Below are 20,397 nucleotides of genomic sequence, written 5' to 3'. Positions count from 1 at the left end.
CATCATATCATTTTTTATATTTTCTAAATAGCCATGGATTTTCAGTAATAATATTTCATCACGTCTAAGCTCTTCTAAATCACAATTTACCCGAATGACTAGCTAGGTTATAAATACCCATTTAATAAACATGTACAAAGTAAGCTTACTGCATTTGGATAGTTGAAATATAGTCAATCCGGTAATCCTTTATTAATATAATTGCTAATTACAGATTTGTTTTCATCATAGTAATTAAATCTTATACATTAAAATCTCTTCATTTAAACTAAATTTTATTATCTTTATGAACTTATATAACTAGCCATTCCTCTTCAAATATTACAAAAATAACTTCATCCACATTGTAAAAATTAGGATTATGCATAAAAAAGTTCGGTCCTTCCCATTTAAAATATAGAATAAACCGAACTTTTTATAGAATGAAAAATTACATTATGGGACTTAAAAAAAGCATGCAACATCATATTTCTGAATATTCCCTCACTTTTTTTAGCATACAACTAAAAATTTTGCATTAATGTATTTAGTTGTACACTCAAAGTCAGGGGCCTCCCCTGACTAGTTCAAAAGTTGTAAAGAACAGGGGGATTCCCCAATATAACATAATTGTTCTTCTAAGATGTGATAACAATTTGAACATAAAGCGAACTATAAAATTTCTTGTAATCTTATCTTTTTACCTCTTTGGTTAACCCCAGATAATATTGTTTTATTTTTATCTTACATAAAATTGTTTCTACCCAGAAAACTGTGCTTTTGAAGTCTTAAAACGTACGAATTAATCAATCTTTGAAAATAATAACGATAATATTACTTTATTATAAATAGCGCACAAAAAATAGTAGTTAATCGACATTAATGAATATTCGAAAAACTCTAAAATATTAACTGAAGTAGTTTTTTGGTATATAATTCCTGTATAGGTTGTAAAGTTGTCTGTACATGTAAAGAATTTTTAAATAAAGGAGGAGATTTTATGAAAAGCGCACTTTTTCTCATACTTTTATTATTTGTAGAAAACATTTTTATTTTTCTTTTACTATTAAGTTTTGTTAGTCATCGATTATATACATATTCTAATCATATAACAGAAGTGGAAATAGATGATTGTAACGCTGATATTAAATGTAAAAACTCTAAAATAATAAAAGATACATTTAATAAAATTAACTTTTCGCATCCTATTCAAACCATTCGGAATATAAATAAAATTAGTAGGACTACAATTTCAACAATATACAGTTATATTAATACTCAGTTTAAAAACCGTAGATCTGGATTTATAATCGTGTTGCTTTGTTAGTATTCTAAGATTTGAATAAAATTTAAATTAGGGTATAGAAGTTTTTACAACGAAATAATTTAACACTTACTCCTTTACACTAGGAACATCAAATTCCAACAAAATATTTTATATTCTGATTAACAGATTTTATAATTAACTTTAGCAATAATAATTGAAATAATTGTTACCAACGACTTTGCAAAACTATGTTTTATCTTTGAGTGAATTTTACACAGAATTATAACAATACATTGACTTCTGAAAATACGATTACCATTTCAATATTCATTTAATTCAACAATTCTACTAAAGCTATTACTAATACTGTTGTTATTACAATTTAATAATTGTCGTAATTATAAATAAAAAATAACTATAGAGTTAACACCTCTTATTGATAGTAGTCCATTTAATTAAATGATATATCTTCTTTTATAAAGTTTGACAAATTGTATATATTATATAAATCGTTACTAACATGTATCTGTCCTTTCTATAAGATATATATATATCTTATAAGTTTACTCTAATACTACATGGATTTAATCTAGAATTAGAGTAAAGATTTTGTAGACCAGTCTGTCCAAAATCAAAAAGGATTCATCCATCAATTATTTGGAATAGGAGCATAAGATACGACTTAGTTAAGAATATATACATTGTATTCTTTTTTTCACGAGAACCTAAATCATATCTCTTAGGTTAGGAACCAACCTGAAATACATATCATTTTCCTGAGAAGTCTTTTTATGTGTCTATGTATGGCATTTCCACATAAAACCCAGATAGGAATGTTATTATAGCTACAAGAGGTGATATAGTGATGAATTATAATATTTTGGTGGTAGAGGCTGACCAAGAAATTCAGGAATTAATTAAACAATTTTTAATAACTCAACAGTATTCTGATACAGCTGCATCATATGGATTAGAGGGCATGACACAATTTAATAAGCAATCCTTTGATACAATTCTTCTAGATGTGATGATGCCAAATCTGAATGGATTTGAAGTTACCAAAATGATTCGAAATCATTCAGATATACCAATAATTATGCTAACTGCATTAGAAGAAGAACAATATCCAATGAATGGATTTGACGTTGGAACCGATGACTATATTACGAAACCTTTTTCTTTTCATGTTTTGATGAAATGAGTCGAAGCAGTACAAAGAAGAAGCTATGCTCAAAGTATTGGAAATCATTTAGTTTTTAAAGAAATGTCAAAAGAGTTTCTTAATAATTTTATAAATGGAATGGAGGATTTACAGAAGAAGAAATTCTCTCAATCCTCCATTCCTTATTAGAAAAGAAAAAGGAGGAAAACGAATGACAGAGTTATTAAAAATTGAAAATCTGTGGAAAAGATATAACTTAAAAACAGTGCTTCAAGATTTAAGTGCAACAATTTCTGAAGGGAAAATTATTGGTCTTGTTGGTGATAATGGTAGCGGAAAAACGACATTATTAAAAATGATTGCTGGTTTGCGTTATCCTTCTAAAAGAACTATCACAATTGAAGGTCAGAAGGTAGGAATAGAAACAAAGAAAATTGTTTCATTTATGTCTGATAGTCCTGTTTTTGACGAGTGGATGACGATAAAAGATGCTGTAGTTTTCTATCGTGATTTTTATCCTGATTTTGATTTACAACAAGCAATAGATTTAATAGCTGAATTTAAAATGCCCTTAGAAGAACATGTAGTTGCTTTATCAAAAGATGAAGTGGAAAAATTACAACTTATCTTAACTTTCTCCAGGAAAGCAAAGTTATATATATTAGATGAGCCATTGGGTAGGATTGATCTTGTTTCTAGAAAACATGTACTAGATTTAATTCTTAAATTTTATCGGGAAGATTGTACCATTCTCATTTCAACTCATTTAATAGAAGAAATCGAAAATATATTTGATGAGGTAATCTTTTTAAAAGACGGAAATATTGTTTTACATGAAAACGTAGATGAAATTCGTTTTCATCAAGGGAAAGCAGTACATGAGTTATTTAGGGAGGTTTTTGAGAAATGAATCCACTTTTTATCTATTTTTATAGGTGCAATAGAAAAAAAATAGCTGTCTTTTATTCGGGTTTTATTATTATTTCTTTACTTCTTTTATTTAGCACGATAGGACTCTCAGGGGTACTATCTCCGTTTATAAAGGATTTAGTATTACTCATATACCTGATAATAATTGGTGTAGCTGCATTTTCGCTTCTTTTTATAGCGCTGCCTTCTTTTAATAAAACACTAAAAAATTCTATGATTCGTTATACAGCTATTCCAACCCATATATATATATATATGCATTTATTTTTTTTTACATTAATGTTTATTATTTTATTAGGTATAGGCTTAATTTTTTCATATTATTTTTCACAAAGTTTTTATGATGGAAAAGTAATTGGTTATGATCCAAGTCTGTATGGGGGAGAAATAATCGGAGAATTCCGACAAGAGTTTCGCAAGTTGTATAGTTACGGAATATTCCAACACATATTCGCTTTTATTTTATGGGGAATCGATTTCATGAGTGTCTTAATTTCTTGTTATTTTATCACGGCAATTATAAAGCTGTTTCCTGTGAAGTCATCGATGAATAAAATTATTTTATTCGTCATTTTCGTTGCTATTTTTTCAACAATACAAATAATAGTAATGAATGTTTTAAGTAAATTAGAGAAATATGCAGTTACTATTAAGAGTTCTGGGTTCATGGATAAAAATGATTTTTTTGATACATCATTTTATCCTATTGAAGATTTCACCATTTTCGGTCTATGTTTTACTTACTTGTTAATAATTGCACTCGTAACGATTACAGGTCGCATTATCGATAAGAAATTAGAGATATAAAAAATTCACTTTACAAGTTAAAAATATTTTAGGAAGAAATCATGAGAACATCTAATCCAATGTTAAAAAAAGACAAACGCTTCTACGATGACTATTGGCGGAACTATAAGCAAAACATTCGTTATGCTTATTTTACTTCTTGCAGCGTCTGTCTATTCATATGTACAGGTTACACAAGGTACAATGAAAATGCCTGTATTAGTTGGAGTAGCAGTGGTTAATATAATAGTTGCATTGGCAGCTATATTCATTCCCCGTATATCACCAGTTTATGCTGTGGTAAAAGGGATTGTATTGGGAAGTATATCAGTATTTTATATAATGCGTTTTGGAAATTCTATTCTTTTAACTGCTGTATTATTAACCATTTCGATTTTATTTGCAATGTTAGTATTATATGCTACTCGTATAATAAAAGTAACTGAAAAATTTCGTACAGTCGTAACGGCTGCAACACTTGGCATTTTTATTATGTATTTGTTTGTTTTTTTACTAAACACCTTTGTTCTGACTGTTCCATATATTCACCAAGGTGGGGCAAGCAGTATCATTATTAGTGCCGTTGTGATTGTCGTTGCTGCATTAGATCTATTATTAGATTTTGATTCAATTGAAAATGGTACACGTAGTGGGGCGCCAAAATATATGGAGTGGTATAGCACAATTGGACTCATGATGACATTAGTATGGTTATACCTCGAAATTCTTCGTTTTGTTTCTTACTTTATTCCATTACTTCCTCTGGCACCATTCTCCCCCCTGTTCTCCATACAATATGTGTACCTTGATTCATTTTTGTTTTAAAAGATTATTTTTTAAATAATCTTTTCCATCTCTATACAATTTAATTTGTCCTATCATACCAGCCAATGCAGGTGGCTTCAAATTGATTCCCTCTGTATCACTAATTCTTTTAATAACTTGTATAGATGATCATCACTAATTATATATGCACCACTAAAAAAGGATCTATTGTTTTCCCTACAGCACGTCCATCTACGTCTGTTTTATTATCAATTCCGAAATCTTGTACAGAGATGCCATCATGCAATCCAGTCATCAAACCTAAAAGTATACAAGAGGAATGAGTAGACTCTATAAAATAACACATAGGATTCTTTTCTTCCTTCTTCTACCGCTTTACTTTAGTCTGCTGTATATTCAATAACAGTAACCTCTTTGCTACGGAGTAAATCTTTTTTCAATTTTTCGCATCTGCTAACATATCAACAGTCACGTTGAAACCTAACTTTACCCACATAATTCCAATGCTTAAATCTAAATTTCCAATTGAACCTACTGCAATAGAATAATTTGAAAAGAAATTACGAAAACTTTCACTATCTAAAATTGAATAATCATCTTGTTTATTTAACAAATAATTTTCAAATGCTAAATATTCTACATATTTTAGCACCTCATATACTCCGCCTCTTGCTTTAATAGATCCTGAGATTGGAAGAGGACTATCACATTTTAGTAATAATTGTCCTAGTTTCTCCTCGTTATATTCTTCTTGTAGATATTGTTGCATAGAATCGATTTTAACCAATGGCGATTCTATAATTCCGTTCATCTGTTTTGTTCCAGGGAAAACTTTTGCAATATATGGAGCAAATCGTTTTTATCTATCTTCTGCATCTTTAACATTAGCATGAGTTAAACGACAATTTTGAATTGATGATTCGAAATCTATTTTTATTCGGATTAATCCAAAAAGCTTCCTCCGTCGCAATTAATTTTTGTATTAGTGAATACTTCCCTTTTAAATTTTCTTTTGTTTGTCTTGAAACTCCACTCACTTGTAAATGCCCCTGTCTAAATATAAATTAAATTATCTACACTTAAATCCGATTTTTTAATTATGTCCTATCTATTCATTCCATACTTTTACAGTGGAATAAATATCCAAAGATTATTGTAATTAATCTATATGTTAATATTGTATTAACTATAAGTAAATAATAGTTAATTAACTTATTTAAAGGACTTTACATACATAAACAATATCAATGTTGCTAAAAAATTACAGAGTTTAGAAAGAGCATAAGATTAACTATAAAATTAGCCGATATAACGTCTTCTATGCTAAGTTAAATTGGAAAATGGGAAATAAATTCGTCTTTACAGACACTAAAACTAATTTCTATAACACTAAATATTCCATTATTATTTTTTTCTTGGAAAACACAAATACAGAAAAGTTAGTTGTGAAAGCTAATCAAAGGAAAATAAACTTCCCTGAAAGTGGCGGTGTTTCATATGAATTGTTATCACCCACATTAAATGAATCACTTGAATTCACCTTGATGAATTTATTACCTCAAATCTCTTTATCTAAAGAGCCTGTAGCACATAAAGGTAATAGTGTTAAAATTCCATCTCATACAAAACATAAATGGGAAAATACTTCTTCAAACCAAATAATTATTATATTTGAAATAATTCCACCATCTTTTAATATATAGCACTAATATATTAAGAAAATTAGAGAAGATATGAAATATCCTATAGAATAGAAACTGAAAAAAGTCTGTTCTATAGGATATTACTTATATAATAAGAGATAAATGCAAAAGGAAAGTTACCTCAAAATATTTTTGAAGAATGTGGCTTTGATATAGATGGGATTAGAATGAAACGCGTTATGTCATCAGGAAGTAGATGATTAGCCGACATGAATATTAAATTACATTTTTAAATCCCTATAATAATGTGCTATAAACTTTGTTCTTTATTCTATTTTTTCGTTAGAATGACAAAAAGCAGTCCTAAGGGTTGTATCATTTAAAGAACCTTTAGGACTGCTTCATTTTAAAATCTTAATCTTTTTTCGGAAGAACAATGCCTTTATATAATTGAACTGTAATAAAGTAGTAAATCACGTAAATGACTATGAAAATAACAAGGGGTAACCAAATACGGAAATACGGATTAATTAAAAAGTACGAGAAGATATTCATACCAACTAATACATGAGCGATACCAACGATTGCCGGGAATAAGAATACTAAGAATAATTCTTTATAAATTGACTTCGTTAATAATTCTTGGCGAACACCAATTTTACGAAGCATTTGATAGCGCGCAATATCGTTTGATGCCCCAGATAAAACTTTAAACATTAAACAACTTGCCATCATTGCTAAGAACGCTATACCTAAGAAGAAACCCATAAATACGATTCCGGTGTACAAACCGTTAAATCCAGTATATGTTTGATACTTACTATTTAGGGAGTCCTCTTTTATGTTTTTATATTTAGCTAACTGCAACTCATCAAGCTTTTTCCATTCTTTTGCGTAAGCTACAAAATCATCTGTTTTTCCTATAAATGCAATACCTTCTTTTCCATTTATACCATCGTACATTTTTTGATCTACAATTTTAATTGCTTGATCAGGATATAAATAATGTGGCTGTATTATTTCAAATGCTGCATTCCATTCTTCTGACAATTCTTTTGCATTTACATCTTTTTCTTTCATTTCTCTTGAAATTGCACCTACCGGCAATTCTTCTGAAGCCTTTTTCACTTTTCCAATATCTTTCATACCTTTCGCATTTTCCCTATTAGGTACGAAAGGACGTTTTTTCTCTAAGTCTTCTTTTAAATAATAAACATATTTATCATCTACTTTGTAACGATATTCACTTTTCTCTTTAAATGGAATATCATTTAAAATTTTCTTTTCTTCCGCTGTTGGATTATGAACGACGGAATCGTATAGTTCCATACCATCAACCATTTGTATCACGTTATTTTTAAATGCCATACCAGCTGAAATCGCACCAGCACCAAGCGCAACTAACATCGCCACTGTTGCAAGTACTTTCGTTAAACTATTAATACGGAAGTTTAATTGTGCAAAAGTAAAGGCATTCAGTCCTTTTTCACTACGTTTTTTATTACCCTTTAATTTTCTAATAACAAGAGGTAGGAATGTACCAAATAACATGTACGTTCCTGATGTTACTGTGATTAATGCGATGATAATCCCGTTTTGCTTTAACTTATCCATGTAAATCATTGAAACATAACCAATCGTTAACAAAATAATGGCTAAGAATGCAATGGCAACTGTTTTCGCTCCTCCTATAGTTGCACGTTCAGTTTTAGAACCTGCATGAACAAGTTGCAGGACAGAAATACGTGATAATTTAATACTATTCATAATTGCTGAAAGAACAAATAATATAAGAAAGAAAAGACAAGTAACCGTTACTGATGGAACATAAAGGGCTTGATAACCACTAGCAGTAAAATCAAGCTGTTTCATCAATAACTGACCCACCCCTTTAGATAACCCTATACCAATCGTAATCCCGATTATAAGAGATGCAAGGCCTAATACAATGGTTTCCATAAACATAAGAGTTGTTACTTTATGTTTTTTTGCTCCTAACATCATATACATACCGAATTCTTTTTGACGGAGCGATAATAAGAAAGAATTGGCATACAAAATATAGAAGAACGTGAGAATTGTTAATAATGCTGTACCTGCATGAAAGATGAATCCTATAGCTCCTCCAATGGGAGAATTCGATTTAAGAAATGCTTCATTCAGTGCTAACGTTTCGAACATATAAAAAATAGAAATTGACATAATGAGGCCAACAAGTAAGACAATATAGTCTTTCATCTTACTTCTTAGACCCGACATAGATAGTTTGAATAACATGCGCTTACCTCCGTTGTTATGCTTTTTGTGTCCCTAAGCCTGCCAGTACATTTAAAATCTCTTTATAGAATATTTCACGATTAGTGGTACGATGAAGTTCCTTATATAGCTCTCCATCTTGAATGAATAAAATACGCTGACAGTAACTTGCACTAAATGGATCATGTGTCACCATCATAATAGAAACATCTTGTTCTTCATTTAAGTTTGTCATTGCATCTAAAAGACTGGTAGCATTTTTTGAATCTAGTGCTCCTGTTGGTTCGTCACCTAGAATAATTGCTGGTTCATGAACAAGTGCACGGGCTGCGGCAGAACGTTGTTTTTGTCCACCAGATATTTCAGATGGATATTTTTGTAGGATTGCTGAAATGCCTAACATTTCCGCTACCTTTTCTACTTTTGGTCCAATTTTACGTGATGAAACACCTTGAAGTGAAAGTGGTAGAGCAATGTTTTCATAAATTGATAGATTTTCTAATAAGTTAAAGTCTTGGAAGATGAATCCTAATTTTTGCGAACGGAAATCAGAAAGTTCGCCTTGCTTCATTTTTGTAATATCTGTACCTGCAATTTCAACAATACCGCCCGTTACGTTATCTAATGTTGAAATGACATTTAATAACGTTGTTTTGCCTGAACCTGATGGTCCCATAATTCCAACAAATTCACCTTCACGAATGGAAAATGATACACCTTTTAATGCATGGGATTGACTTTCTCCTTTTTTACCGTATACTTTTTGGACGTTTTTTACGTCTACAACTGGTTTGATCATTATTTTCTCCTCCTAATATTAGTTTCTTTAACCCATTTTGCATCTTTTTAACAGAATCTGCAATCAACTTACATTACAGTTCTCTTACACTTTTGTAATATATCCATAATTACCAGAAATGATTTTAAATTTAAATTTGAGTAAATTCTGTAGTCTATATTGAGAATTAAGAATTATTTATTATTTTAAGTTGCACAAGTCTTTGCATAAACAGTAGTATATCGTTCCATCTAATCCAAATCATTTTACATCAAGAAGACACAGCATAATTGTTGTGTCTTCTTGATGTAAGTTATTTTTGACTTTCATTTAATTTATTTACTATATTTTTTGGAACATCTTCTTTCTTGACAACTTTTATATCATGCATTCTTGTATCACTACCCTTTTTCACTGCTTTGATATAAGTACCAATTGGATGTAGGGTAGGTGAGCCGAAACCTAAGTCAACCTTGTTTAAATCTTTATCATATCCAATTAAATCATAATCATAGGATGTAAAACCGTGCTCTTTCCCGTTAGCATCCATTTTCGGTTCAGTTGTTACCATTCCATAAACATCTGTTTTACTTGCAACAGGACTATAACGATCCCATTGTTCACAACCAGCTAATCCCATACTAAATACCATTGCTAACATCAATATGAAAAAACTTCTCTTCATAATTTATTCACTCCCTCTTTGCATGCTCTTGCGATGCTATATAAATATAACATATCTAAAAATAATACACTCTTACAATAAATGCAGTCTTACCTTACAATTATGTAAGGTATAAAAAGCATATAAAATAAATGCAACACATTTTATCCGAGTATTAAAATGTAATGAAAAAACAACCATACTAAGGCGGTGATTGTAGAATTTGGAAAGATATTTAAAACACGTTATTTACTCTTACATTTAAATGACGAAAATTATAGTCAGAAAATTTTAAATATACTAAGCATAAGTGAAGCAAGACATAGTTTAGCAAGGGCTTTATTTTACGGCAAAAGTGGAGAACTTCATAACCCTATCGAGAAGGGCCAGAAGTTCATTTAGGAGCATTAGGCTTAGTAGTAAATACAATTGTTGTATGGAATACTCACTATATAGGATCCGCGCTACAAGTAATCCGAAATCGTGGTCACGTTATTGATAATGATGATATTTCTAGACTTTCACCATTAGGTCATAAGCATATTAATATAGTAGAACGATATTCATTTATTCTTCCTGAAGAAATAAAAAGTGGACGATTACGTACATTAGTATATGAAGAAAATAACCAAATAAAGATAGAAAAGGAACCCGGTTCTTTATAGAACAGGTTCCTAATGTCCGCTAATACTTGTTGCGTGATTTTGTTCCATTGCTACACACATATCCCATGCTCATCAACTTAAAAATTTATACTACCCCCAAGTGTCAAAAAACGTTATCCTTTCTAAAAAGCTAATTGGAAATGATAACGTTTTTTATGAATCTTTCGATTCAAGACGAATTACAATTATTTTCGGAAGAGTTGTGCCGTCATTTAATACCGTTTTTATTAGAAGGGCTTTCAAAAGAATTAGGTTTTATAAAAAGAAAACGAAAGTTCTCAGATAATGACTTAGCTAGCCTTTGTATTTGGGTTAGCCAACGTACAGCGAACGATTCCCTCGTTGTTAGCAAGCTACATGAAATCACTGGCACTCTTATGAGTCCTGAGGGACTCATAAGGGCTTTATTCAAAAAGCTGTTGTATTTCTGAAGTCTATTTTTTCTGTATTATGGAAAAGTAAGCTTTGCGAGGCATCAGCTGTTTAAAGCGCAATGCTCAAACACTTTCAACGCATTCGTATTTTAGATGCCACCATTTTTCAAGTGCCAAAACATTTAACGAGTTCATATCCAGGATCCGGTGGTTGCGCACAAATAGCAGGTATCAAGATGCAATTAGAATATGACTTACATAGTGGTCAATTTTTAAACTTTCAGGTAGGTCCAGGGAAAAATAAAGATAAGACCTTTGGAACAGAATGCTTAGACACATTATATCCAGGTGATTTATGTATCCTTGATTTAGATTATTTTTCATTAGAAGACTTCGATCAAATGGATCAACTAGGTACGCACTATATATCGAGGTTAAAATTAAACCATACGGTATATATAATCCGTTTCCTGAATACTTTCGAAATGGAATAGTAAAAAAGCAATCACAGTATATCCAAGTTAACTTAGAACATATCATGAACAATTTAAAACCAGGACAAACATATGAAATAAAAGAAGTTTACATTGGAGAGAATCAAAAACTATTCACGAGAGTGATTATCTATTGATTAACAGAGGAACAAATACGGGAACGTAGAAAAAAACAAATCTATATAACAGGTAAAAAGGGCATTTCGTTTTCAGAAAAAAGTAAACGATTAACCGGTATCAACATATATATCACAAATGCGCCTTGTGAGATCGTTCTGATGGAACAAATCCATGATTTTTACTCTCTCCATTGGCAAATCGAAATCATGTTTAAAACGTGGAAATCCCTATTTCAAATTCATCACTGGCAAACTATCAAACAAAAACGATTAGAATGTCCTGTATATGGAAAACTCATTGCCATTTTCATCTGTACTTCTACGATGTTTAAGATGCGCCAACTTTTTTTACAAAAGAAACAAGAGAACTAAGTGAATATAAGACAATTGGGATGATTCAAGATCATCTATCGCTGTTATATCAAACAATAAAGAGAAACACCCCAGTAATAACAAAGGTTTTTATCCGCCTGTTTACCCTACTAAAGAAAAATGGTCGGAAATCTCATCAATATGAGAAGAACTGTCTTTGGTATTATGGGTGTTATCTATGAGTATAGTGGATGTATAAAACAAAAGAAAGCGGAATAAGTAAAAAAATGAAACTTATGGAAAGGAGGATGAAAAGGAAATAACGTTACCATCTAGTCAGAAATATATCCTGATTTGTTCTAACATCATAAAATACAACTTAAGAAATATGGTGAGTTACTTGTGTAAAGTAGCTGGTGTATCCCGTTCGGGATACTATAATTATTTTTCCATTTCATCTCAAGAACAAGGGAAACAAAAGAACGTTTAAGATGAAATCGTAAAAGAAATCATCCCTTTCGATTTAGAAACCGAAAGGGAGTCGTCAAATAAAAATGACATTGGCGGGCCAGTTTCAAGTTGTCTACAATCTAAAACTTATTCGTAGAATCATGAAAAAACATGAGATTGTTTGCTCGATTCGTAAAGCGAATCCTTATAAAAGAATGCTGAAAGAGAAAAAAGAACATCGAATATCTCATTGATATGATTCATTACGTTTATAAATGCGTACAGCCCACAAGATGGACCAGTTTATCTAATTGCTCTTCCCATTGTGTCTTAACCACCTCTAAAATGTGCAATTGTAATAGCTACCAGCCCCTTAAATTTATAAATTATTATATATTTATTTAAAGAATTTTAAACTTAACTAAGTATTACCTATAAAACAAATAAGACAGAATGCGGCTAACATCCCCTCTAATAAAGGATACTGTCAAGATGGCTGTTATTATGCATTATCTTTTTTTAGACCCACGCTTGAGATTGGGACGGCAAAAAGTGGGTTTTGGGTTTCCCCTTTTTTGTAGTTGCTTTCTCAAAAAATAAGCTGATACTTCACTCACAACCGCTCTTGCAATTTATTTTAAAAGTTCAAATAAAAATTCCATGTATTATCCCTTCTTTCCCTCCAAATGGAAAGAAGGGATAATAACAAACCCACCATCACACGCTATACATTTATATTTCTATTTTATCATCTTTCTAATCACTTAAATAGCAAATCCTTACGGGTTCAATCACCTTCGAATATTTTAGTGTAGAAATGTAATCAAATTTCAGTTTACCATAATATAAATATGTAAATATATTGATTTATAATTTTGTTTAAGCCTTCCAAAATGGGTTTTCAGATTAAATCGTATGAGGTTTTCGATGGTAGATTAATACCATGGCTTAAAGAGTACTTATCCTCAATACAAAGCTGATAAGCCCCTTAAAAATAAATTGACTAAAAACAGCCGACGTTGTTGAGATATCCCCATAAAATTTGTCCGTTGACTTCTCAATTATTTTAGGTTCTAGATACAAACTAACATGCTTTTTATTATTTGTGAAATATATTATATCTTTCTTCTGTTGCAAGTGACCGCTTATTAAACAAGTGTTAAGAACTTTAAATATAGGAGCATCAAACGAAACATTTCCTAACTTAAACTTCATAAAGGATCCCTCATTTTTTAGAAACAAGAGCAATTGAAACACCTAAATGGGATATTATATAACATCATAAGCTGTATATAATGGTAATAAGAAAGAGACATCCCCTGATTTTGTGAGTTTCTTCTTTTGATTACATTCTTTAACAAAATAGTCTGATGATATATTTTCAGGAAACTCTATAGATTCATTATGCGAGTTAACCCCTACCCGCTTTCCCACATCAACGATTCTCGCAGTTTGATTATTTAACATTGTAACATCACATAATAAAAGATTACTGGTGTGCAGTGACATATGGGCATGGGTTCTTTTGTTTACTATATCCACCTCATTCATTTTCTTCTTAAATTCTTCTAGATCTTTGAAGTAATACAGTTTTTCTGTTGTTTTCCCTTTTTCTACCTCAACACGTCCACCAGATCAAACACTAACGTATTTAGAGCTAGTGCAACACCAGTTGAAAAACCTATCCTCAAACCCTAGAATTTTATAAAGGAGCATCAAGAGGCTACAAAAAAAGTATGGTGATTTTCGTGCACAAGTATCCCAAGGAAAAGAATAGTAAGTAATACGTCATAATATTCTCGGTTCCCTTAATAGGTCTTTAAATTCTCATCAATCCTTAGAATTTCTTAATAAATAGTTAGATAAACAAACTATTGAGAACTAGAATGATAACCCCACAGTTCGTATAGAGACGTTTGCGGGTCAAGAATAATACCTTTACGAAAACTTTAAGAACCGGAATCCTTTTCCCCAAAAAAAACGGGTGAAACATATTTTACCAAGTACGAATCTCGCCCAGCTGTTATTAGAAGTGAAGCGAAATCAAGAATTAACGAATTGCCAATTAGTATATGGGCATTACTTATTTCTCAATCTTGTAATATTGATCTAATGCCCCTTGTTCAAGATGGAGTTCCATCCCTAGAACACGATCGTTTAACATGGAGTGAACAAAATTATTTTCGAGCAGAACCCCTTACTGAAGCAAATTCAAAACTTGTGGATTTTCATAGTCATTTACAGCTAGCTAACATATAGGGTGTTGGAGAAGTTGCTTCAGCTGATTGCCTATGTTTTTCACATCAGTACGGTCAGTCCATTCCGGACCAAATCCAAAATATTTTGGTGCGGGTTGTAGAGGCCATACTACAACTATATGAGTAATCAATTCACAGGCCTTTATGGGCTCGTTATTCCAGGAACAATGCATGATTCGTTGTCAAAGAATCGCAAGTTTTTATATGCGCTTCATCTTTCAGATGGCCCAAAAACGATTATTGTGGGGCGTTATTCCAACAGTTTCCTCTTTTTGACATGGATTAGCTTTAGCTTTTTGACTAATTTTTGATAGGTAGGGCTTATGCAGTGAGCTCCTTGGTCCGAACGAATATATACACCTTCAGTCAATTGCATCCTCTTATTCCTTTTTAGTTTATGAAGAGTTGTTGTTACGATGTCTAACGTCATCTGTTCTGAAACATGGTAAGCTAAAATTTCATTGGTCGATCCATCTAAAATTGCAGACAACTTGAAACTGACCCGCCAATGTCATTTTTATTTGACGAGCCCCTTTCTTTCGGTTTCTAAATCGAAAAATATGATTTCTTTCACGATTTCATCTTGATCATTCTTTTGTTTCCGTTGTTCTTGAGATGAAACGAAAAAATAATTATAGTATCCCGAACGGGATACACCAGCTACTTTACACAAGTAACTCACCATATTTCTTAAGTTGTATTTTATGATGGCAGAACAAATCAGGATATATTTTTGACTAGGTGGTAACGTTATTTCCTTTTCATTCCCCTTTCCATAAATTCAATTTTTTAACAATTCATTTTCTGTCATTAGTAGATTCCATTCGACTTCTAAACGGACATACCTCTCTTCTAAAGTAAGCTCTCTCAAAGGTTCTTCCAGCGTTTTTGGCGCTTGTATCTCACAAACCAAATACACTATTCTTTCTATAGACAGCACGCCATCTACTTCCTGATGACATAACGCGTTTCTTCTCAAATATATGGCCCTTTAACTAAATAACAAGACTGGCGTTTTTAAACAATTTGATTTTTACTCAACACTACTGCTACAGGCATTGGGTGGAAATTTGAATGTTGACTGTTTTTTTTAAGTGTATATTTTTTTAAAATTAATACGGTACGTGAAATTTTTATATTCTGTATTGAAAAAACACCCATAGATCTTACACCTACAAAAACTGCCTAAAGGTATTCCTATTCGACTCCATTCTATTGGAACAGGCTTTTACCATACATGAGAAATATAATGATCCAAAAACTGACGATCATAACAAGACTTTCTTTAAACCTTTGCTGAAAGGAAATACGACTTTCTTCCATTCTTCATGCCCCTTTCTCTACATCATTTTATATGTTAAATGATAGCTGTTAAACGTTTCTAGAAGTTTTTTTATCGCTATAAATCACGTCATTTCCTTTGTTTAGATATTTGTATTTCCCCTTATTTATATGATTTTAGGTTCTGTTGCAAATTTTTTTACAGATAGAAAGTTAGGGTGAGGGTGAGTACAGCTGAATCTTATGCAACTGTGAGTAATTGCTGCAATTCATTGTACGTTGAAAAAACGAAGTTTGGCTCCAAACTTCGTTTTCATATATAGCATGAATAGTTTCGTTTTCTTTCAAAGGGTGTGAAGCATGGCAAAAACTTTGGAATCCAGTAGATTTGGCAAAGTAACGTTTTACATGTCCATGGTCCTATTCTATGAGATTATTCCAATGCTTGGTTGTACAATGAGTTATTTATACAAGCTTTGTTCCTTTAATTTTTTGAATCTACAAAGTAATGCCGGTACTTTGCCTGTTGTGAGAACCGTTGGTTCTCCAAGCTTTTTTCACTAATCTTTTCATAAAGGCATGTGCAGCCTAATGACCCCATTTTTTTGAGGTTAAAAATCCAATGTGTACTCTTGTTTATCAATTGCACAAGCTATAATCGCATCAGCGATTTACGGATATTAGCACCATTATCACTAAGAAATAGGCTGATAGCAACTATGCAATTATATCCAGGAAAAGTAGGAATTTCTACTCTCTCTATTAGTGTTATTTGATATTGATAGATCAGTACCAAAAATATTAACGGCAAACATAACAGGGAAACTTGATAATGTGGCGTGGCAAGCCCCTGGAAGCAATAATCTAACTTTTGCTGCTGACAAAACGTACTTTATGGGGAAAGTCAAGCAAACTGTATCTTAATTGTATATACTGCACAATACTCATCTAAAAGAACAACACATATTTCAAAAAGGGTGGGCATAACCACTGCTCTTTTGTCTGCTTATCTCCCTCTAACGTCTCACTAGCGATAATTTAAACGTTTATCCTTGCGAATTATGCACCTTAAACTGTGGTATTTCTTTCAACACGATTTCATTTGCGATTAATACCTCATTCTACATATTGCGAACGGAAATAAACTCCAGATTCATCGTATACGGACATTTTGCCCCATATTTTTTTGTAATCTCCATTATTTAACACGCCTATTTCCAATCGCATCAAAGGTGTTGTTACTAACGAATCCAATAATATGAGTACCCTCGGCGAACTTATGATTCACCTTCTCATTATATACACTTCGATAATACCCTAGTTTCTCTTCCAAATTGTCTCGATGCTGAATGCTTATCTCTGATTAAATCTTTCCATTTCGTCTAATAGAAAAATAACAAGGATTCAGTAAACTGCACCAAGATAAACATCTAGGCATTTTGTATGCATAATCTAATATATTTAATAATTTAAATAAGAGAGCTATTTAAGATACCAATTCGTTGGAAGTAAGAGCAAAAAGGTTTAGAAGTTTGCAACTGTGCTCATACTTTTTTGTAAGAATAAATAAAACTATTTTTGTATCTAAGCACTCAAGGTTTAGTAAAGTACCTATTATAGCATGAAATTCAATACAACAAGTTGTCAACATATCTATGAAACGGCGTCAAAACTTAAAAAGACTTACGAACCTAAATATCAGATACTTATTATAACATTAAAAATATATTACAATTATTGGTTTTTATAATATATAATAATCAAGAAAAGTACAAATAAATAAGATTGAGGTGCATTTTTATATTATGATTTATTGGTATTTTACAATTATATTTTTAATTATTTTTTTAATTTTTTATTTATCAGATTCTAGGAGAATAATAAATGGTTTTTTATTCAATATGTTTTGTTGTTCATTACTTGTTTCTGCAATTTATTTCGCATTTACCACTGATATTATTATTTTCAAAATAGTTGTTATTCTACCATTACTTATCGTTCTCCTTTTTATATCAGCTTTCGGAATAATCACCTTATGCTCTGGGTTATTTCTTAATGCAAGAATTCTTATGAAAAAAGAAGGCCGACGATTTTCTAATTGTTTAACTTTAATTTTTGGATTATGTCTTTTACTAATATTATCATTTTCAATTCTTGATCCGGCGCGTTTTTTATCTCCTAATTTTCAACCAATGTTTGCCGGGGGATCACTTATTGTAATCTATTTCTTTTTTAGTTTAACAAATTTCTTAAGCGCATATTTTCTTTATCAATTTAACAAACCAAAATATAACCAGGATTTTATTATTGTACTTGGAAGTGGTTTAATTAATGACAAAGTACCACCACTTTTAGCAAGTAGAATTAATAAAGCTATTGATTTTTATTGGAAACAGGCTTCTGTTACTAATCCGCCTACAATTATTTTCTCTGGTGGACAAGGCCCTGATGAAAATCTCTCAGAAGCTGAAGCTATGCAAAAGTATGCTATAGAAAAAGGAATTCCTTCGAATCATACACTAAGAGAAGACCGTTCTGTCAATACGTATCAGAATATGCTTTTCTCAAAACAAATTATGGATTTATTAAAGAAGGATCAATATAATAGCATCTTTACAACAAATAATTTTCATCTATTCCGTGCTAGCTTGTATGCAAAACAATCAGGATTAGCGAGTCAAGGAATTGGATCAAAAACAGCGTTTTATTACTGGCCAAATGCAATGATTCGTGAATATATGGCTATTTTGGTAATGAATCAAAAACGTCATAGCATAGTAGTAATAACAATTTTAGTTTTTTCAATATTACTAACCACCATTTTCTTTTTTTACTTTTAAAAATGGTATTCTTTAAAGATTTTTATTTACTAATCACAATCGAAAATTATCAATAGCTTTTATAACAAAATTCACACCCTAAACGATATTGCAAAATATTCCAATCCAGTCACAAAAATGTTATAAGAGCTATAACAAATAATTCTATGGAAGGAGTTTCATTTTGACTACTTATTTATTTCCAATTAAAACAGCTTTTATTATATTCCCTTTACTAGCTTTATTTCTTCTTATTCCATTTTTAGTTTTTAACTATAGAAAATATGGTTATGTAAATAAATGGCGTTCTTTTATTTTATATTCTTTATTATTATACTTACTAAATGCTTATTTTCTTATTACCTTACCGTTACCACAAACATATGATACATGTAGTCTGCAACCAGCTAATACGCAGCATATGCAACTCGTACCATTCTATTTCATTCAAGAAATTAGTAGTACTACAGCTGTTGTATTATCAAAACCAAGTACCTATTTTTCCTTACTAAAAGAATCAGCTTTTTTACAAGTTGCATTTAATGCACTGTTAACGATTCCATTTGGTGTGTATTTACGTTATTATTTCCGTCGTAGTTTTTTACAAACCATAATTTTATCATTTTGTCTATCATTCTTCTTTGAAGTAACACAGTTAACAGGTTTATATGGTATATATAATTGTGCTTATCGTTTATTTGATGTAGATGATTTATTTTTAAATACACTGGGAGGAGCAGTTGGCTATATGATTGCACCAATATTCACATATTTCCTTCCTGAATCAAATAAACTAGATATCAATATTGATGTAATATCTAAGCAAGTTGGATTTATTCGACGCTTTATTGCGATGCAGATTGACTGGATATTTTTATCAATAATAATCCCATCTATAAAAATTCAAGAAACTTATATCTTTTTTTCTGGTATTAAACCTTATACAAATCCATTTGATCTCATTTTGATTGTATGCGTAGTTTTTCTTTATTTCATAGTTTTACCATATCTTACAAACGGAAAAACTCTTGGAAAAGCGCTACTCCGTATCCATATAAAAGGAAAAAATGAACGCATTACTTTTAAAGAATTATTTATTCGTTATGGTCTATTCTACTTTGTTCTCGGTGGAACTAACTACATTTCCTCTAGTAGCTCTATATTAAATAGTGCAGATTATTTAGTTTTAATTGTAACGCTTTTATTTAATATTACAATCAACGCTATTTTTATTATGCATGTTTTATTGCATATTTTCAGTAATGATAAACTACTTTTTTATGAACATGTTAGTCAAACTCAAAATATAATTACCTCAAAAAAGATTCAAAATTCATAAACATAAAAATGGACCTTTACTTAACTTTCTATTGA

9 protein-coding genes and 10 pseudogenes are annotated in these 20,397 nt (G+C 30.9%); 12 read left to right on the top strand and 7 right to left on the bottom strand.

Annotated elements, in window-relative coordinates:
• Nucleotides 1-2,108: 2,108 nt before the first annotated feature.
• From DN407_RS30375 to DN407_RS30360, 5 genes and pseudogenes are all read left to right on the top strand, one after another.
• Nucleotides 2,109-2,513 (top strand): annotated as a pseudogene (locus tag DN407_RS30375) (response regulator transcription factor); the annotation flags it as partial.
• Nucleotides 2,505-2,623 (top strand): annotated as a pseudogene (locus DN407_RS33045) (GntR family transcriptional regulator); the annotation flags it as partial. The pseudogenes DN407_RS30375 and DN407_RS33045, both read left to right, overlap by 9 nt.
• Complete coding sequence (locus DN407_RS30370; protein ID WP_149217132.1) at nt 2,620-3,318, top strand: ATP-binding cassette domain-containing protein; 699 nt, start codon at nt 2,620-2,622, stop codon at nt 3,316-3,318. The pseudogene DN407_RS33045 and the gene DN407_RS30370, both read left to right, overlap by 4 nt.
• Nucleotides 3,315-4,145, top strand: coding sequence for an ABC transporter permease (locus DN407_RS30365; RefSeq protein WP_149217131.1), 831 nt, complete (start codon nt 3,315-3,317; stop codon nt 4,143-4,145). Before DN407_RS30370 ends, DN407_RS30365 begins: the two co-directional genes overlap by 4 nt.
• A gap of 41 nt (nt 4,146-4,186) precedes the next feature.
• Nucleotides 4,187-4,871: pseudogene (locus DN407_RS30360) on the top strand (Bax inhibitor-1/YccA family protein); the annotation flags it as partial.
• Here the strand turns inward: DN407_RS30360 and DN407_RS32560 are convergent.
• Nucleotides 4,870-5,947 (bottom strand): annotated as a pseudogene (locus DN407_RS32560) (D-serine ammonia-lyase). The pseudogenes DN407_RS30360 and DN407_RS32560 sit on opposite strands and share 2 nt — an antisense overlap.
• A gap of 197 nt (nt 5,948-6,144) precedes the next feature.
• Between DN407_RS32560 and DN407_RS30350 the strand changes: the two are divergent.
• A pseudogene (locus DN407_RS30350) lies at nt 6,145-6,613 on the top strand (MerR family transcriptional regulator).
• A 354-nt stretch (nt 6,614-6,967) separates the two neighbouring features.
• On the opposite strand, the gene DN407_RS30345 reads toward DN407_RS30350, so the two are convergent.
• From DN407_RS30345 to DN407_RS30335, 3 genes are all read right to left on the bottom strand, one after another.
• Nucleotides 6,968-8,830: an FtsX-like permease family protein gene (locus DN407_RS30345; RefSeq protein WP_149217128.1), complete on the bottom strand. Its 1,863-nt coding sequence runs from the start codon at nt 8,828-8,830 to the stop codon at nt 6,968-6,970.
• A 16-nt stretch (nt 8,831-8,846) separates the two neighbouring features.
• Nucleotides 8,847-9,608, bottom strand: a complete 762-nt coding sequence (locus tag DN407_RS30340) for an ABC transporter ATP-binding protein (RefSeq protein ID WP_149217127.1) — start codon at nt 9,606-9,608, stop codon at nt 8,847-8,849.
• A gap of 292 nt (nt 9,609-9,900) precedes the next feature.
• Nucleotides 9,901-10,272: a YxeA family protein gene (locus tag DN407_RS30335; RefSeq protein WP_149217126.1), complete on the bottom strand. Its 372-nt coding sequence runs from the start codon at nt 10,270-10,272 to the stop codon at nt 9,901-9,903.
• A gap of 189 nt (nt 10,273-10,461) precedes the next feature.
• Here DN407_RS30335 and DN407_RS32825 point away from each other — a divergent pair.
• From DN407_RS32825 to DN407_RS30315, 3 pseudogenes are all read left to right on the top strand, one after another.
• A pseudogene (locus DN407_RS32825) lies at nt 10,462-10,916 on the top strand (Tn3 family transposase).
• 155 nt (nt 10,917-11,071) lie between these two features.
• Nucleotides 11,072-12,494, top strand: a pseudogene (locus DN407_RS30320) (IS4 family transposase).
• Nucleotides 12,495-12,513: 19 nt separating this feature from the next.
• A pseudogene (locus DN407_RS30315) lies at nt 12,514-12,910 on the top strand (IS3 family transposase); the annotation flags it as partial.
• A 1,024-nt stretch (nt 12,911-13,934) separates the two neighbouring features.
• Here DN407_RS30315 and DN407_RS30310 read toward each other — a convergent pair.
• Nucleotides 13,935-14,132 carry a hypothetical protein gene (locus DN407_RS30310; RefSeq protein ID WP_149217125.1) on the bottom strand — a complete coding sequence of 66 codons (198 nt, stop codon included), beginning with the start codon at nt 14,130-14,132 and terminating at the stop codon, nt 13,935-13,937.
• 591 nt (nt 14,133-14,723) lie between these two features.
• Between DN407_RS30310 and DN407_RS30305 the strand changes: the two genes are divergently transcribed.
• Nucleotides 14,724-14,924: a Tn3 family transposase gene (locus tag DN407_RS30305; protein ID WP_179955870.1), complete on the top strand. Its 201-nt coding sequence runs from the start codon at nt 14,724-14,726 to the stop codon at nt 14,922-14,924.
• A 239-nt stretch (nt 14,925-15,163) separates the two neighbouring features.
• On the opposite strand, the pseudogene DN407_RS30300 reads toward DN407_RS30305, so the two are convergent.
• Nucleotides 15,164-15,894 (bottom strand): annotated as a pseudogene (locus tag DN407_RS30300) (transposase family protein); the annotation flags it as partial.
• A gap of 551 nt (nt 15,895-16,445) precedes the next feature.
• Nucleotides 16,446-16,792, bottom strand: a pseudogene (locus DN407_RS32545) (DDE-type integrase/transposase/recombinase); the annotation flags it as partial.
• A 1,217-nt stretch (nt 16,793-18,009) separates the two neighbouring features.
• Between DN407_RS32545 and DN407_RS30290 the strand changes: the two are divergent.
• Entirely contained in the window at nt 18,010-19,044 is a 1,035-nt protein-coding gene (locus DN407_RS30290; protein ID WP_149217124.1) for a YdcF family protein, read from the top strand.
• 163 nt (nt 19,045-19,207) lie between these two features.
• Nucleotides 19,208-20,362 (top strand): VanZ family protein, encoded by a 1,155-nt coding sequence (locus tag DN407_RS30285; RefSeq protein WP_149217123.1) that lies wholly within the window; start codon nt 19,208-19,210, stop codon nt 20,360-20,362.
• Nucleotides 20,363-20,397: the final 35 nt, after the last annotated feature.

The sequence above is a fragment of the Bacillus sp. JAS24-2 genome, from assembly GCF_008274905.1.
GTDB classification, from domain to species: domain Bacteria; phylum Bacillota; class Bacilli; order Bacillales; family Bacillaceae_G; genus Bacillus_A; species Bacillus_A cereus.
The sequence above is the reverse complement of the archived record's forward strand: the minus strand, read 5'-3'. Positions and strand labels throughout refer to the sequence as shown.